We start from the raw sequence: 15,560 nt of genomic DNA, 5'->3' as shown, positions 1-15,560 counted from the left end.
CTCAAGGAAGCCACCCGGACCATGTAGAATTCGTCGACGTTGGACTGGGTGATCCCCAGGAAGTTGGCTCTTTCCAAAAGCGGCTCATCAGGGTTTCTGGCTTCGTCCAGGCAACGGTCGTTGAAGTCCAGCCAGCTCAGTTCCCGGTTGGCATAATAACTAGGATCGGTGAATTTATTCTTGTTCTTAGCAATCGTCATTTTTTACTTTCCCCTCTTCTGCTTCATGGCAATCTTCATGCCGAAGACGGCTTCAGCCAAATTGACATTCTTTTCAAAAACCCAGCGTTCCAAGGTCAGATCCCGCTTGCTGGTCACCGTGATCAGCATCTGGTCATCCTTGATGGAAACCACAATCTTACTGATCTTCTGCTTGCGGGAAGCATCCAGGCTGTTGGCCAGGCGCAGGATGGCAGCCAATTTGGCTACCCGGACCTGCAGGGCTGGATCAAGGTGGCGGTATTCGCGTTCATCAGCATTCAAGTTGGTGATGTCCTGGTGCTTCAAAATGCTCAAGAGCATTTCATTTTCCCGGTCAGACAAGCCGATGATCTGGTTGGCCCCCACAATGTAAGCAGCATGCTCATAGTGGTTGTGGAAGTTGATGAAGTTGCCGATATCATGCAAGCGGGCCGCGATTTCCAAAAGCTGCCGGTCATCACGGTCAACCATGCCGGCGTGGGCCAGGCGGTCAAAAATATGCAGGGCAAACTTGTTGGACAAGTTGCTGTGCTTGCCGCCTGATTCGTAGCGGCGGGCGATGTTTTTGGTCGCCGTCAAAACGATAGTTGAGTATTCGTCCGGCCGGTACTTCAGCTTGGCAGCTTCCTGGATCATCAAACCGGTGATGGCTGAAGACTGAGTCAGTGTCATCATGTGCGGCTTGATGATCTTGACCAACTGGTTGATCAAAACGATAGTCGGCTTCATCCGGGCCAGGGAGTCGGTATCCAGCTGGTATTTTTCCATCAAGTACTGGTCTGGGGCTTCTCTGAAGTCATCATAAACGCCGGCAAATTGCTCCAGGTCGATGAGCCGGGCCTTTTCTTGCGGCCGCAGGCTCTGCTCGCCTCTGCCGGAAACATGCTGGATGATGATCCGGGCCTTGCCAGTCGGCTTTTCAATCGTCTTGAAGCTGACCAGCTTGCGGGAGATGTAGTCGCCGATAATGTCGATCGGATCGCTTGGCGTGTCCCGGGTCATGGCTGACATTTCTTCAATTTCTTCCGGGCCCAGGGCAAAGTTCCAGGTTGACAGGTAGTGCTGGCCCTTGAACAAGGTGAGGTTGAGCATGGCGCTGCCCATGCTGAGCAAGTAAGTAAATTCATCATCCTTCAGTTCTGAGAACTGCGGCAGGGCCATCCCGGCAATGATCTTGTAGTAAGCAATCTGGGCCCCGTTCAGCCATTCAATTTCCAGACCAGTTCTGACCTTGATCTGGTCGGCCAGATAGCGCGCCGAAATCTTGTCCAAAAGCTGCCGGTTGCCGTAAACCTTGTAGTTGTCGATCCCGTATTCCGCGATCTTCCGCTTGAAGCCGATCAAGGCGTCAGTCAAGCGGGGCAGTTCGCTTTCATAAACTTCAAACTTCTTGCCGCCTTGGACAAACTGGGCAGAGCTCAGCTGCTCAATGATTGACAGTTTCTTCAAGTCAACGATAAACAGACGGGCTTGATATGATGATATGTAAATTAGACCAAATTGTCTTTTGCTCATATGTCTCTCCTCTGGTTGTTTTCACATAGTTTTCAAAATGAGCTTTAAAATTCAGCTGTAAGCGCTGAGTCACCTATTTCAATTGTACAAAAAATCTGCCCCTTCGGCTTATTTTTCCAGGTAAAAATCCATTTTTTAACACAATTTAACCTGGAAGTAAAAAAAACAGCGCGTCCAAAAACGAACGCACTGCTTAAGTTGCTTTAAATTATTCGCTTGCCTTCAAGCGAGAAGAAGCTTTGATATTGAAGCCTGGAACGCCGCTAAACCATTTCTTCATCAAACGGGCGTAAGTCCCGTTCTTGCGGAGTTCTTTCAAGGCCTGGTTGACCTCAGCCGTAAACTTGTCTTCCCCCTTCTTGATGCCGATCCCGTACGGCTCAACCGTAAAGGTGTCGCTCAGCATCTTGAACTTGTCCTTGTCATTGGAAATCAAGCCGGCCAAAACGGCATTGTCGCTGACCATGGCATTGGCCTTGCCGGCCTTTAAGGCATTGTAGCAAGAGCCATAGTCGTCATAGAAGATAACCCGGGCCTTTGGGGCATACTTGTGGACGTCACTGTCAGCAGTTGACCCCTTGACAGCCGCGATGGAGTACTTGGAAGTATTGAAGTCCTTGATGGAATTCAGCTTGCTCTTTTTCGGCACGATCAAAGTTTCCCCGGCCATGAAGTAAGTGTCGGAAAAATTAATGATCTTGCGCCGGTCAGCCGTGTTGGTCATGGTAGCCATAACGGCATCGACGTTGCCGATCTTGAGGTCCATGATCCGGGACTTTTCACTGATGTATTCAATCTTCATCTTGCCTTTAGGGCCAAGAATCTGCTTGGTAATGGCCCGGGCCAGGTCGACTTCAAAGCCGGTGGCCTTGCCGCTGTCCACGTCCATCATGCTGAACAGGCGGGTGTCGGCCCGCATCCCCCAGGTGATGGTGTTTGTCTGCTTAACCCGGTCATAGGTGCTGCTGGATTGACTATGCGAACAAGCGGTAAAAACTAATGATAACAGCAAAACCGCCATAAAGGCGGTCAGCTTCCTCAGTTTGCGTGCCATTTTTCCTCCTTGGCAAAAAAACTGCTAATACTTGATTCTCTTGCTCAAGTAGTTGGCAAAGCTGGACAAGGCGAAGCAGATGATAAAGTACATCACTGCCACGGCCAGGTACATTGGAATCATGTAATTGGTGTTTTGGTTGTAGATGATTTCAGCGTGGTAGAGCAGTTCCGGCAAAACGATGATCGTCGCCAGGGAAGTATCCTTGATCAAGGACACGAACTGTGACAAAAGGGCCGGAATCATTTTGGTCAAGGCCTGGGGCAAAACGACGTGGGTCATGGCTTGCATGTAGGTCATCCCGTTTGACCGGGCCCCTTCCATCTGGCCAGGGTCAACGGCCATGATCCCTGAGCGGACAACTTCCGCGATCATGGCTGATTCAAAGACCACCATGGCGATTACTGAAGCCTGGAAGGCGTCAACTCTGATCCCCATGACCGGCAGGCCAAAGTAAGAGAAGAAGATGATCAGCAAAAGGGGCAGGTTTCTGATGATGTCGATGATCACCCCAACCACTTTGGAAATCCGCGTGGTCTTGGCGTCAATTCTGGTAAAGCGGATCAAGCCCAGGGCCAGGCCGATTACAAAGCTCAAGATGATTGAAATCACTGAAACTTCGATCGTGACCCAGAATCCCTGCAGCAAAAAGCGGAGGTTGATCCAGGATAATGCTTCTGTAAGATTTTCCATTTATGTGCCTCCTAAACGCCCTTCTTTTCCAAGTACTGCATGTAGTAGCTCAGCGGCAGGGTCAAAATCAAGTAGAACAGGCCAACCAAGACATAGCTTGGAATAGTCTGGAAAGTGTTGGATGCCACGATGTCCCCTTGGTACATCAAGTCAAAACCGGCAACAAAGGCCAAGATACTGGAGTTCTTGATCAAGTTGACAAACTGGTTGCCCAATGGCGGAATCACGATTCTGAAGGCCTGGGGCAGGATAACGTAGCGCATGGCCTGCCAGTAGGTCATCCCGTTTGACCGGGCCCCTTCCATCTGGCCGGTGCCGACAGATTGGATCCCGGAGCGGACAGTTTCAGCGATGAAGGCTGATGAATAGATGGACAAACCGATTGTCCCTGCCTGGAAACCAGTCAGTTTCAGCGGCGTGTAGGTTGGCAGGACCAGGTAAAAGACCATGGTCACGACCAGCAGGGGAATGTTCCGGAAAATTTCGACATAAACCTTGGCTACCCCGCGCCAGAACTTGTTAGGCACGGTTTCCAGGATGGCAAAGCCGGATCCGATGATCAAACTGAAAAACAAGGAAATCAGACTGCAGAGAATCGTATTCCAAAAACCGAGCAAAAAGGTGGACCAGTTTGCTCCAAGTAAACTCAACATTAATATTCAGCCTCCTTAACACTGAATCCTGGAATGTTGCCAAACCATTTCTTGACAAGCTTGTGGTAGCTGCCGTCTGCCTTGGCTTCCTTCAAAGCCTTGTTGATGGCTTCCAGCATCTTGGTCTGCCCCTTTTCAACGGCAATCCCGTAAGGTTCAACGGCAATCGTGCCGCCAACCAGGTGCAGGTTCTTGTGCTGCTTGGCGATCCCGGCCAAAATCCCGTTGTCTGTTGCCACCGCGTCCCCCTGCCCGGCTAAGAGGGCATTGGTGCAAGAGCCATAGTCATTGTATTGGCGGATCGTGGCCTTTGGCGCCAGACGCGCGATATCGGCTGCCGCGGTCGTGCCCTTAGCGACAATGACCACCCGGCCCTTGTGGTTGAGGTCTTTGATTGACTTGACAGAGCTGCTGGTCTTGGTCATAAGGGAAGTCCCCGCCTTAAAGTAAGGGGTGGAGAAGTCAACTGACTTCTTTCTTTCGTCAGTGATAGTCATGGTCGCCAGAACTGCATCAAGGTTGTTGTTCTTGAGCTGCGGGATCTTGGTCTGGGCCGTGACCTCAATAAATTTTGCCTTGCCGTCCTTGCCCAGGATCTTCTTGGTCAAAAGGCGGGCCAGATCGATTTCAAAGCCTTCCAGCTTGTTGGTCTTGACACTCTTGATTCCAAACAGAGCCGTATCATATTTGACGCCCCAGGTAATTGTCTTGCTGCTCTTGACGTGATTGTAGACGCGCACGGAGTTGTCACTTTCAACCGCGCAGGCAGAAAGCGAAACAGTGGTCAGCAGCAGAAAAAGCAGGGCGGCAACTTTGCGGAATAGTTTCTTGCTTTTCATGTAACCGCTCCCTTCTTCTCATTAGTGGTCAATTACCTTGCTGAGGAATTCTTGGGCCCGCAGGTTGCGCGGGTGTTCGAAGAAGTCCTTCGGGTTGTGGGAGTCTTCCAAGACTTGCCCCTGGTCAAAGAAAATGACCCGGTCGCTCACTTCTCTGGCAAAGCCCATTTCGTGGGTAACGACCACCATGGTCATCCCTTCAGCGGCGATAGTCTGCATGACGTCCAAGACGTCCTGGATCATTTCCGGGTCAAGGGCACTGGTTGGTTCGTCAAACAAAAGCACCTTTGGCTTCATGGCCAAAGATCTGGCGATGGCCACCCGCTGCTTTTGCCCACCGGACAATTGTCTTGGGTAAGAGTCTTCCTTGTCCAAAAGGCCGACTTGCTTGAGCAGCTTTTCAGCGATTTCCCGGTTTTCCTTTTCGTCCCGGTGCAAAACGATTCTTGGGGCCAGCATGACATTCTCCAAGACAGTGTGGTTTTCGTAGAGGTTGAAGTGCTGGAAAACCATGCCGACGTCCCGGCGGATCTTGTTCAAGTCAGTCTTCTTGTCCCCCAGGTCATAGCCGTCCACGTCCAAGACGCCGGAAGAAATGCCTTCCAAACCGTTCATGGTTCTGATCAAGGTACTCTTGCCCGCGCCAGAAGGGCCGATGATGGAAACGACTTCGCCTTCGTCAATGCTTAAGTTGACGTCTTTCAAGGCATGGTAGTCGCCGTAGAACTTGTTGACTTTCTTGAACTCAATAATTGCTGCCATAGTGGTCCTCCTTGTTTTATTAATGCTTAATTAAATAGCCACCTGTTTGACTCAGTATCTGCACTTTAAGGCCTGTCTGCCAAGCTGGTCCTCTCACGCGAAAAAGGTTCGATTATTAGTCGGCAGTTTGGTGAAAACGCCGGTATTTTTCCCTCTTTCACAGCGAGAACCGAATCATCTCAAAAGTGCCATTGCTTTTTTCTTTCCAGGACGCTTGTTTTTTATTTAAGTATGATTAATTTTTTATTAAATTTACCAGAAAACAAGCTTTCACGCAAGCATTTTGTCAGTTCCAGCTCAGTTTTTTATCTTTTTTTAATAAAAAGAGCAAGAACTGCCTTGCTTATCTTAACCAGCTGCCAGTTTTCACTTCATTTTCTTTTGTTTCATTTGATATATTCTTAATTATATTAGATCTTACCCCAATTAGCAACAACTGTTTCTGAGCCAGGCACGCGTAACCGCTTTAAAGCCCGTTTTTTCACACTTTGACTAGACCAGGCCCTTGCTGGCCTCTATAATTAATAACTAAAGGAGTTTTACAATGTCAAAAAAGCAACATCCCATCATTATTGGTATCGCCGGCGGCTCCGGCTCTGGCAAGACGACCATTGCCCACGAATTATATGACCAGTTCAAAAACGACCGGATCCGGATCATTACGGAAGATTCTTATTATAAGAACCACCCGGAAATGACCATGGCCGAAAGAAACAAAATAAACTTCGACCACCCGGATGCTTTTGATACCGAGCTCTTGATCAGCCAGTTGCAGGACTTGCTAGCCGGCAAGGCCATCGAGATGCCGATTTACGACTTCACCACCCACCTGCGCAGCCCGGAAACGGTCCACGTTGAACCAGCCGACATCATCATCCTGGAAGGGATCCTGGTCCTGGCTTCAGAAGAATTGCGGAACTTGATGGACATCAAGATCTTCGTTGACACTGACGACGACATCCGCTTGATCCGCCGCCAGCGCCGGGACATGGCTGAACGGGGCCGGTCCTTTGACTCAATCATCGACCAGTACCTGGCAACGGTTAAGCCAAGCTACCACCAATTTGTTGAGCCAAGCAAGCGTTACGCCAACATCATCGTGCCAGAAGGCGGGGCCAACGACGTCGCTTTGGACATGCTGACCACGAAAGTCCGCGACATTCTCCGCCGCAATGATTTAGCAGAAAAAGAGGCGGAATAATGGCTAAGCAGAAACCACTTGTTATTGGGATTGCCGGCGGGTCCGGCTCAGGCAAGACGACTGTCTCCAAGGAAATCAGCCGGCGCCTGCCAGCTGACCGGGTGCTCATTCTGACTGAAGATGCCTACTACAACGACAATTCAGCCCTCAGCATGGATGAACGCAAAAAGATCAACTACGACCACCCCAATGCTTACGACACTGACCTTTTGATTGAGCAGCTGCAGGATTTGCTGGAGGGCAAGGCAATTGAAATGCCGACCTACAACTTCAACATCCTCTCCCGGGCTAAAGACACCATTCATGTTGAACCAGCCGATATCATCATCCTGGAAGGAATCCTGGTTTTGGCTTCAGAAGAATTGCGGAAGTTCATGGACATCAAGCTTTTCGTCGATGCTGACGACGATATCCGCTTCATCCGCCGCTTGCAGCGGGACACCCAGGAACGGGGCCGGTCAATTGACTGGATCATCTCCCAATACCTGGCCACGGTTAAGCCAAGCTACAACCAGTTCGTTGAACCAAGCAAGAAGTATGCCGACATCATCATTCCGCAGGGCGGGGAAAACCAGGTCGCCATCGATATGGTTTCCTCCAAGCTCCTGTCAATTATCAACGGCTAAGAGAGCAAACTAGAGATAAAAAAGTCCAGACTGAAACGAATAAGCGTGAACCAAGTGGTTCACGCTTATTTCTTTGGCATATTTTGATTTAGAGATTCATGTAAGCAAAAACAGATAATAAATGATGGTTAACTACTTGGCCATGACCCGGTCAAAAAGCTTGGTGATCAGCTTGACCAAGACCGCGTCAAAGACAACGGATGAGATCAAACCGGCAATGAACATTTCGATCAAAAGAGCCGGCTTGTAGGCGCTCCAGCCGTAAGTGAAGTAGCACATCACAAAAGCCGCCACGTGGCAGCAGATGGCCCCGATGATCAGGCTGCCCCAGCCAAAGCGTTCATAGTTTTCCTTCTTCGGGAAAAAGCCGATTTCGTTGAAGGCCCCTTGCACCAGCCCTTGCAGGATGGTCATTGCCCCCCACTGGCCGCCGAAGGCCATTTCAACCGTGGCTGCCAGGGTTTCACCGACAATGCCGGAGCCAAAGGTCGGCACGAAGTACATGGCCAAAGGCGCGGCCATGTACCAAAGGCCAGAATAGATTTCATCAGCCAAAGGCCCTAGACCGACAAAGTTCAAAGCAAACTTGGTCGAGTTGTAGAGGGGGTTGAAGACGTAGGTGTAGATAACCCCCATGATAATCCCAATCAAAGCCATCAAGATAATGGCTTTCACATTCCACTTGCTCTCTCTTTTAAGCATTAAAAAAACTCCTATCCAACAAAATTGCCGGCTAGGAGTTTGAACTCATGTTAAAGAAACACTTCCCTTGCGCAAGAATTACCTTGGTCAGGTTCAAAGGGTCGACTTTCGTCATCTCAGCTTTCGCTCCCCTAGTGGCATTTATTCAATTTGACTTAATCTAGTTTAGCAGATCATTCAAACGCTAACAAGGCAAAAAAGTCCTTTAATTAATTAAAGCTTTTAAAGGATTCCAGTTTTTCCTTATCGATATCTCTAATAATTGCTAAAGCCAGGTCAACGGCTGCCTTGTAGTCCTTGTAGCTGCTGAAGCAGTATGGAGAGTGCTCATAACGGACCGGAATCCCGATCACGATGGTTGGCGCCCCGTTTTCATAGTAGATGGCAGCCCCGTCCTGTCCGCCCCCGGTTCTGACTGACCGGGTGTAAGGAATCCCGTTTTTGTCAGCCAAGTCACAGGCATATTGCTGGAACTTCGGGTTTGGCAGGAAGGTGACGTCCATGTCCCGCAGCATTGGTCCCCGCTTAAGGCCAGTTTGAGACAGCCAGTCCGGTTCAAAAGTGTCATCAGCCGGGCAGCTTTCCAGAACCAGGCAAAGGTCTGGCTTGATCTTGCGGGCCGTGACATAGGCACCCCGCAGGCCGACTTCTTCCTGGCTGGACAAGGCGGCAACCAGGTCAAAGTTGACTTCTTCATCCTTCAGGTTTTCCAGGATGTCAGCCATGGCGGCGGCGCCAAAGCGGTCGTCAAAGTCCTTGCCAAAGAAGAGGCCGGTCTTTTCATTGTACTGACAGTCCACGTCGACGAAAATCGGGCAGCCCGTGTCGATCTTGTAGTCATTGATCGTTTCTTCCCGGCTGGAGGAGCCGACGTCGATGGACAAGTCAGCTACCTGCGGAACAGACTTTCTCTCAGCTTCAGACATGAAGTGGGGCGGCTTTAAAGCCACAACGCCAGGGATGTATTCCCCGTCCCGGTTTCTGACCTTGACCTTGAGGGCCGGCAAAACGACATTGTTCCAGCCGCCCAGGGTCACGAACTTGATCAAGCCGTTTGGCCGGATAGCCTGGGTCAAGAAACCAACGGCGTCTGAGTGGGCGTCCAGCTGGATCACCGGCCGCTTGCCAGTGTTTTGCTTCTTGGAAGCATAGACGTTCAGCATCCCGTCGACTTCAAGGTCGGCATAGTCTTTGACCGTCTTGGTGAAGAGGTCAACGAATTCATTTTCAAAGCCGGAAGTGGCGTTGGCGTTTGAAAAATCCTTCAGCATTTGAATTTCAGCGGCTTTTTCCATCAGTAATCTCCGTTAATCCAGCAAATCGTACTTCAGCTTCATCAAGGTGTGGCCGTCCTTGACCATTTCCCCGGTCAAGGCAACCGTCTGCTCGTAAGCCAGGTCAGCCATCTTCTGGTTGGCTTCTTCCAGCTTCTCTTGCAAGTCGCGACCAGTCAAGCCCTTAACGGCCCGGTCAGTTTCGTTTTCGATCTGGCGCAATTTAGCCATGGTCTTTTCTTCAAAAGCCTGCTCCAAAGCGCTGTAGACCTTGTAGTTGGTGTCGCCAAGCTGGGCGTTCAGCTTGTTGAGCCAGAAGATCTTGGTCAAGTCAAAGTCCGGACCGGTCTGGAAGCTGGCTGGAGTAGTCGTGACATTGGTGTAGAAAGGCACGAAAACGTTGAAAGTGTTCGGGCCAAAGGCCAGCCATTGCACGCCGGCAAGGCCTTCTTCAACGTCATTTCTGATCTGCAGGATGTGGGTTTCGAAGTTCCGGTTGATCCCGATTGGGCGGAAGAGCTTCTTTTCAGCTTCAGTGTTGGTCGTGCTGTAGACATCGTACTTGGTGTCCTGGTAGTGGGAACTTTCCAGGAACTTGATGTCTTCCGGGCTGATCTTCTTCTTGGCGTAAGTGATGAAAGGCTGGTCCTGGTCCCCTGGCTCGCCTTCCCATTCAGGGTCAAAGTAGCGGTGGATGTACCAGGCCCGCGGGTTGTTGTAGTGTGCGTCCTTGATAGTGGATGAACCGAAGATGTGGCGCAGGTTGTAGCCTTGGTAGTCCGGGTTCAAGTGGTATTCATTGATGATGTCCAGCAAGTCGCTTGAGCACATGAAGTTTTCTTCATCGTTAAAGTCGAAGAAGTCGATGTTCAAGCGGTTTGGCGCTGCCACGTAGGCATCGTCTGGAATCCGGCGGGCAGCCCAGTGGTGGCCGCCAATGGTTTCGATGTACCAGACTTCGTCATGGTCGGCAAAGGCTGACCCGTTCATTTCGTAGGTCCCGTACTTTTCCACCAGGTAGCCCAGGCGCTTAACCCCTTCTCTGGCTGAATGGATGTATGGCAAAGTCAAAGTGACAAAGTCTTCTTCACCCAAGCCGCCCTTTTCAACTAAGGGGTCAATCCCTTGGATCCGGCTGTTGGTGGTGATGGTTTCCGTGGCCGTCATGGCTACCGTGGCATCGTTGATCCCGGCAGCTGCCCAGATCCCGTTCTTGCCGGAAGCATCTGGCGCGCTAGTATAGCGCAAGGGATTCGGCAGCAGGTCTTCGTCATCGATTTCCTGGCCGCTGATCACAGCCTTGTAGTGCTTTGGCTGCTCTTCCGGGTTTACCGCGATAAAGGCTTCAGGAATAATGGTGCTGCCGCCGTCTTCGCTGCGGGCAATCATCGTGGAGCCATCAATAGTGGCATCCTTGCCGACTAAAATGGTCGTGCATTCTGCTGGCTTTTGCATAAGTCCTCCTCTAATAATCTAAAACTAATTGTCTGCTTTCTTACTATTATTCTAGCTGAAAAAATGCCTTTTGCCAGCTACTGCTTTTGCCGGTAAAGGGCATAGAGGCGCTTGCTCAAATTGGCGCCGCCCGGCGCGCTGTTTTCAAACAGGATTTTGCCTGGCTCAGTGCCGGTATTTAATTCATCCCGGCTGGCAAGTTGCCGCTTGACTTCAGCGGCCGCCCCGATGGCCCCGTCATAGACCTTGGCTTGGGGACCTAAGATCTCTTGAATGGCCTGCTTGGCAAAAGGAAAGTGGGTGCAGCCCAGAACCACTCCGGCAGCCTTGCCGGCATATGGGGCCAGCAATTCTTCCAGGTACTGGTAGATGGCCGGGCTGTCGGTTTCACCTTTTTCAATTAATTCGACCAGTTTCGGGGCAGGCACCTTGACCACCTGGCCAGGTTCAGCGCAGTCTTTAACCAGCTGCTTGAACTTTTCCTGCTCCAAGGTCAAAGGCGTGGCCATGGCAACTACCTGCCCGCCGGGATTTTCTTCCGCCGCCGGTTTAATGGCCGGTTCGATCCCGATGATCGGCAGGGAGTACTCCTGGCGCAGGCGGTCAGCCGCCGCGCTGGTTGCCGTGTTGCAGGCAATCATGACGGCCTTGACATGGTGTTTGTCAATCAGTTCATCAACTACCCGCTTGGCCAGCTGGTAGACTTCTTCCTTGCTCTTTACCCCGTAAGGAGCATTGGCTGAGTCGCCATAGAAGACATAATCTTCGTTTGGCATCAGATCAACCAGACGGCTGAGGACCGTGAGGCCCCCCTGGCCGGAATCAAAAACGCCGATTGGCCGATCAGCATATTCTTTTGGCATATTATGACCTCCTCTAGCTATTAATTTTGAACTTTTTATCCGCTTTCTTCAATCGATACGCCACTTTATTTTTGCCCAAGGCGGACTTTCTTGATTTTTTCTTTAGATTTTTGCCGGAAAAACCGTCCGGCTTGCTTTTTTTAGGGGCTATGTTATTGTTATATCTAAACCCTGGATATCACGTTGATTACCGGAATAAAACGGCAATCTGGGAATAATTCTGTACACAGTTTTTTTAGAAAGAGCAAAAGAAATTATGTTTAACGTTTCGCCTGAACAAGAGCGCCGCCACATCGTTGACGACTCAGCGCTCAATGGCTTTTTAACGAAAATGTATTCCATCATGGGCCTGGCAGTTCTGGTCTCAGCCTTGACCGCCTACTTGACCTTAACGGTCTTCTCCAGCAGCTTGCTGCCGCTACTCACCAACCGGGTCTTCCTCTGGGTCCTGCTTTTACTGCCGCTGATCTTGAGCGTGGGCATCAGCTTCAAGGCTAACCGCAAGCCTACGACAGCCTTCTTCATGCTAATGGCTATCGCTGTTATCTACGGGCTGGAATTCTCTCTTTTGGCCTTTGCCTATACGGGCGCCCAAATCGGCGGGGCCTTCATCTCGGCCTCAGCCGTCTTCATCGGGATGGCAGCTTACGGCAGCGTGACTAAGAAGAACCTGGACACCATCGGGGCTTACGCTTCAGCTGCTGTTTGGGGCTTGATCGTAGCCAGCCTGGTCAACATGTTCTTGAAGAGCACGCCAGCCAGCTTCATCTTCTCCATCATCGGGGTCATCATCTTCACGATCTTGACCGCCTGGGATGCCCAGAAGATGAAGTCCATCTACGCTAACTACGGCGACCAGCTGCCAGAACTTGGCCTGGCCGTTAACGGGGCTTTGCTGCTGTACTTGGACTTCATCAACCTCTTCCTGCAATTCCTGCAGATCTTCGGGATCGCTGACAACGACCGGTAAAGCAAAGTTTAAGATATGTCTTTTAAAAAGGCTTTCTTCTTATTAGAAAGCCTTTTTTTCTTGACTATTTTTTTTGCAAGAGTAAGGTAAAAGATATGTAAAGTTTTTTATCAGTAGAGCTTAGAAAAAAAGAAGGTCAAACATTGCAAAAGAAACCGGTATGGAAAAGAAACCTGCAAGTCTCGGCAGTCAGCGTCTTTTTGGCGGGGATCGCCTTTTCAGAAGTCACGCCTTTTTTATCCCTGTACATTGACACCTTGGGCAAGTTCAGCCACCAGCAGCTGAGTTTTTGGTCCGGGATCGTCTTTTCAGCGGTTTACGTTGTAGCGGCCCTGGTTTCACCGATCTGGGGCAAGCTGGCTGACAAGAAGGGACGCAAGCCAATGATCCTGCGGGCTTCTTTGGGGATGGCGGTTGTCTTTACCTGCATGGGGTTGGCGCAAAATGTCTGGCAGCTGCTCTTCCTGAGAGGGATGCAGGGGGTTTTTGCCGGCTTCATCTCCAACTCTAACGCTCTTATCGCGGCAGAGACGCCAAAGAACAAGTCTGGCAAGGCGCTGGGGATCATGATTTCCGCCCAGACCGGGGGACAATTGCTGGGGCCCTTTGCCGGCGGGGCACTGTCGCAGGCTTTTAGCTACCGGGTAACCTTCTTTATTACCGGGGCCCTGCTTTTCACCTGCTTCGTCTTGTCTGTCTTCTTTATCCATGAAGATGACTTCGTGCCGGTTAAGAGCGAGCAGCGGGCCAGCTTTAAGGATACGATGAAGCAATTTAAGAGCGGGCAATTGATTCTGGGGCTGCTACTGACGACCTTGATCATTCAAGCGGCCAACAACTCCATCAACCCAATCGTTTCCCTGTATGTCAGAAGCTTGATGCACAATTCAGGGCAGGTTGTCTTCGTCAGCGGGATCATCGCGGCTTTGCCAGGGATTGCCACGGTAGCTGCAGCTTCCTACTTTGGGGGACTGGGTGACCGGATCGGGACCCACAAGATCATCTTAGGTGGCTTGATCGGTTCGATCATTCTCTTCTTTTTGACGGCTTTTGTCCGCAACACGATTGAGCTGGGTGTTTGCCGCTTCTTGATTGGTTTTACCGACGCCTGCCTCTTCCCGCAGGTGCAGACCATGCTGACCAAGTACAGCCCGAAACAATTGACCAGCCGGGTCTTCAGCTGGAACCAAAGCGCCATGTACGTCGGCAATATTTTTGGGCCGCTATTGGGCTCAACGGTTTCGGCCCACCTCGGCTACAGCGCCGTCTTCCTGGTAACCAGCGGGATCGTCGTGATCAACCTGCTTCTTTACCGGACCAACATTTTGAAAAACATTGCCTAGCTTAGGCGCGAAAAAAGCTCCAAGATTCATTCTTGGGGCTTTTTGCTTGGAAGATTAGTAATCATCGCTACTGTAATCTTCGTTGGTATCGACTGAATCAGAGTAATCATCTTGGCTGTCTTCACTGTAGTCTGAACTTGAATCATAATCCGCGTCAGAACTACTATCATCACTCTCATTATAGTCTGAGCTTGAGTCATAGTCTGAACTGCTGTCATCAGTATTGTAGTCTGAATCTTCATCCGTGTTGCCGTTGGATTGATGTTTTTTAGCCCAGTCAATTTGTCCTTGGACCCAAGGATCTGGATTGCCGTAAACATCGCTCCCAGGGGCATGATCTTGACCAGGCATAACGCGATTTCCTTTGGGATCATAACCGCGTTCTCGGTTGATTTCACCCTGGCTCTTAGCGGTTGACTGACTGCTTGCCTCTTGCTGGCTTGTCTGGCTGGAACTCTGCTTTGCTTTTAAGGCAGTCTTTTTTGAACTAGTTGATGCTGCCTTTTCAGATGATGACTTTGCTTGCTCCTTCTTAGCTTTGCTTGCAACTTTAGATGATTTAGCTGAACTCGAACTGCTTTTGGCTGAACTGGCAGTACTGTTGGAACAGGCAGTGAGCATCAGACCTGCCAACAAAACAACCCCTATCACATTTATTCTCATAAAAACACTCCACAAACATTCCTAATTTTTCCATTACTAACTAAAAGGCTCCATAAGATGGGGCCTTTTTGCTTGATTTACTTGTCGATTTTAATTGGCTTTAAGAATCCGTATCCACCATAAGTATTCATCGAAGAGTGGTAGGTGATGTAAACCTTGTTCCCTTTAACAATGAATTCCAATTTACTTGGATTTAATTCTTTATAGGTCATGACACTCTTAATGTCTTTAGATTGTACCTTGTAGATCTTCTTTTGAATGGTCTTCTTGTTTCCCTTTACCAAGTCAGTTAACTTGAGCTTCTTGCCAGTTTTCAGCGAATAAGTTGCAGCTTCAGCCCATTCATGAGCAACACCATAGGCAGAGTCTTCTTTGTGATAACCTACAGAAAAATATTTCTTGTTGGTGTAAACGTGCGTAAGAGTATACTCGCCTAATTGATTGGCCTTTTCATAGTCATACATATCAGAATCGTCATAATACCAGTCTGAAACGCTTTTGGCCATCTCATAGCCACCCTTTTTGTAGTTCTTCAAGTCCTTCTTGTAAGCACTGGCTAAAGACTTGTTAATCTTTTTAACCGTAGCAGATTTCCCTTGTAAAACCGGCTGCTGGTAAGAATAGCTGATCTTTGCATGCGGGTAGTACTTGGTCTGCTTATGCTTAACGATCTTGTATTTCACATTGGCAGCTTGAACTTTGGCAGCTGGAGCACCTAAAGTAAGCAGCATCCCGGCCGCGGCCAAT

At 49.9% G+C, this 15,560-nt stretch carries 17 protein-coding genes and 1 riboswitch; of the genes, 4 read left to right on the top strand and 13 right to left on the bottom strand.

Translation table 11 applies throughout. The features are described 5' to 3' along the window. From ACI32D_RS00535 to ACI32D_RS00505, 7 genes are all read right to left on the bottom strand, one after another. Nucleotides 1-200: hypothetical protein (locus ACI32D_RS00535; RefSeq protein ID WP_439774733.1), on the bottom strand; the 200-nt coding region annotated here is incomplete at its 3' end. Nucleotides 201-203: 3 nt separating this feature from the next. Next, the gene (locus ACI32D_RS00530) at nucleotides 204-1,715 is read right to left on the bottom strand and encodes an exopolyphosphatase (RefSeq protein ID WP_439774732.1); all 1,512 of its coding nucleotides are present in this window, start codon (nucleotides 1,713-1,715) and stop codon (nucleotides 204-206) included. Nucleotides 1,716-1,923: 208 nt separating this feature from the next. After that, on the bottom strand, nucleotides 1,924-2,769 hold the full coding sequence (locus tag ACI32D_RS00525; protein WP_439774731.1) for a transporter substrate-binding domain-containing protein: 846 nt from the start codon (nucleotides 2,767-2,769) through the stop codon (nucleotides 1,924-1,926). A gap of 24 nt (nucleotides 2,770-2,793) precedes the next feature. Then, on the bottom strand, nucleotides 2,794-3,462 hold the full coding sequence (locus ACI32D_RS00520; RefSeq protein ID WP_439774730.1) for an amino acid ABC transporter permease: 669 nt from the start codon (nucleotides 3,460-3,462) through the stop codon (nucleotides 2,794-2,796). Nucleotides 3,463-3,473: 11 nt separating this feature from the next. Next, on the bottom strand, nucleotides 3,474-4,115 hold the full coding sequence (locus ACI32D_RS00515; protein ID WP_439774729.1) for an amino acid ABC transporter permease: 642 nt from the start codon (nucleotides 4,113-4,115) through the stop codon (nucleotides 3,474-3,476). Next, on the bottom strand, nucleotides 4,115-4,954 hold the full coding sequence (locus ACI32D_RS00510) for a glutamate ABC transporter substrate-binding protein (protein WP_439774728.1): 840 nt from the start codon (nucleotides 4,952-4,954) through the stop codon (nucleotides 4,115-4,117). The genes ACI32D_RS00515 and ACI32D_RS00510 overlap by 1 nt, the downstream gene beginning before the upstream one ends. Before the next feature lie 21 nt (nucleotides 4,955-4,975). After that, entirely contained in the window at nucleotides 4,976-5,716 is a 741-nt protein-coding gene (locus tag ACI32D_RS00505; protein ID WP_439774727.1) for an amino acid ABC transporter ATP-binding protein, read from the bottom strand. Nucleotides 5,717-6,260: 544 nt separating this feature from the next. Here ACI32D_RS00505 and udk (ACI32D_RS00500) point away from each other — a divergent pair. Next, on the top strand, nucleotides 6,261-6,917 hold the full coding sequence (udk, locus tag ACI32D_RS00500; protein ID WP_439774726.1) for a uridine kinase: 657 nt from the start codon (nucleotides 6,261-6,263) through the stop codon (nucleotides 6,915-6,917). Next, nucleotides 6,917-7,543: a uridine kinase gene (udk, locus tag ACI32D_RS00495; RefSeq protein WP_439774725.1), complete on the top strand. Its 627-nt coding sequence runs from the start codon at nucleotides 6,917-6,919 to the stop codon at nucleotides 7,541-7,543. The genes udk (ACI32D_RS00500) and udk (ACI32D_RS00495) overlap by 1 nt, the downstream gene beginning before the upstream one ends. Before the next feature lie 132 nt (nucleotides 7,544-7,675). On the opposite strand, the gene ACI32D_RS00490 is transcribed toward udk (ACI32D_RS00495), so the two are convergent. The 4 genes from ACI32D_RS00490 to murI all read right to left on the bottom strand — a co-directional run bounded on the left by ACI32D_RS00490 (nucleotide 7,676) and on the right by murI (nucleotide 11,837). Beyond that, nucleotides 7,676-8,245: an ECF transporter S component gene (locus tag ACI32D_RS00490; RefSeq protein WP_439774724.1), complete on the bottom strand. Its 570-nt coding sequence runs from the start codon at nucleotides 8,243-8,245 to the stop codon at nucleotides 7,676-7,678. Nucleotides 8,246-8,291: 46 nt separating this feature from the next. Beyond that, nucleotides 8,292-8,388: riboswitch (TPP riboswitch) on the bottom strand. Between the two features lie 66 nt (nucleotides 8,389-8,454). Further along, entirely contained in the window at nucleotides 8,455-9,540 is a 1,086-nt protein-coding gene (locus tag ACI32D_RS00485) for a M42 family metallopeptidase (protein ID WP_439774723.1), read from the bottom strand. A 12-nt stretch (nucleotides 9,541-9,552) separates the two neighbouring features. Continuing rightward, nucleotides 9,553-10,974: a C69 family dipeptidase gene (locus ACI32D_RS00480; protein WP_439774722.1), complete on the bottom strand. Its 1,422-nt coding sequence runs from the start codon at nucleotides 10,972-10,974 to the stop codon at nucleotides 9,553-9,555. 77 nt (nucleotides 10,975-11,051) lie between these two features. Beyond that, complete coding sequence (gene murI / locus ACI32D_RS00475; protein ID WP_439774721.1) at nucleotides 11,052-11,837, bottom strand: glutamate racemase; 786 nt, start codon at nucleotides 11,835-11,837, stop codon at nucleotides 11,052-11,054. Between the two features lie 256 nt (nucleotides 11,838-12,093). Here murI and ACI32D_RS00470 point away from each other — a divergent pair, with 256 nt between their 5' ends. Both ACI32D_RS00470 and ACI32D_RS00465 read left to right on the top strand, forming a co-directional pair. Beyond that, nucleotides 12,094-12,807 (top strand): Bax inhibitor-1/YccA family protein, encoded by a 714-nt coding sequence (locus ACI32D_RS00470; RefSeq protein WP_439774720.1) that lies wholly within the window; start codon nucleotides 12,094-12,096, stop codon nucleotides 12,805-12,807. 143 nt (nucleotides 12,808-12,950) lie between these two features. Continuing rightward, complete coding sequence (locus ACI32D_RS00465) at nucleotides 12,951-14,150, top strand: MFS transporter (protein WP_439774719.1); 1,200 nt, start codon at nucleotides 12,951-12,953, stop codon at nucleotides 14,148-14,150. Nucleotides 14,151-14,204: 54 nt separating this feature from the next. On the opposite strand, the gene ACI32D_RS00460 is transcribed toward ACI32D_RS00465, so the two are convergent. Both ACI32D_RS00460 and ACI32D_RS00455 read right to left on the bottom strand, forming a co-directional pair. Beyond that, nucleotides 14,205-14,813, bottom strand: a complete 609-nt coding sequence (locus ACI32D_RS00460) for a hypothetical protein (protein WP_439774718.1) — start codon at nucleotides 14,811-14,813, stop codon at nucleotides 14,205-14,207. A gap of 77 nt (nucleotides 14,814-14,890) precedes the next feature. After that, nucleotides 14,891-15,560, bottom strand: a 670-nt coding sequence (locus ACI32D_RS00455; RefSeq protein ID WP_439774717.1) for a hypothetical protein, incomplete at its 5' end; no start/stop codon positions are given.

Source organism: Lactobacillus sp., from assembly GCF_051873315.1.
Taxonomy (GTDB): Bacteria; Bacillota; Bacilli; order Lactobacillales; family Lactobacillaceae; genus Lactobacillus.
This window is presented reverse-complemented; position numbering and strand designations above follow the sequence as displayed.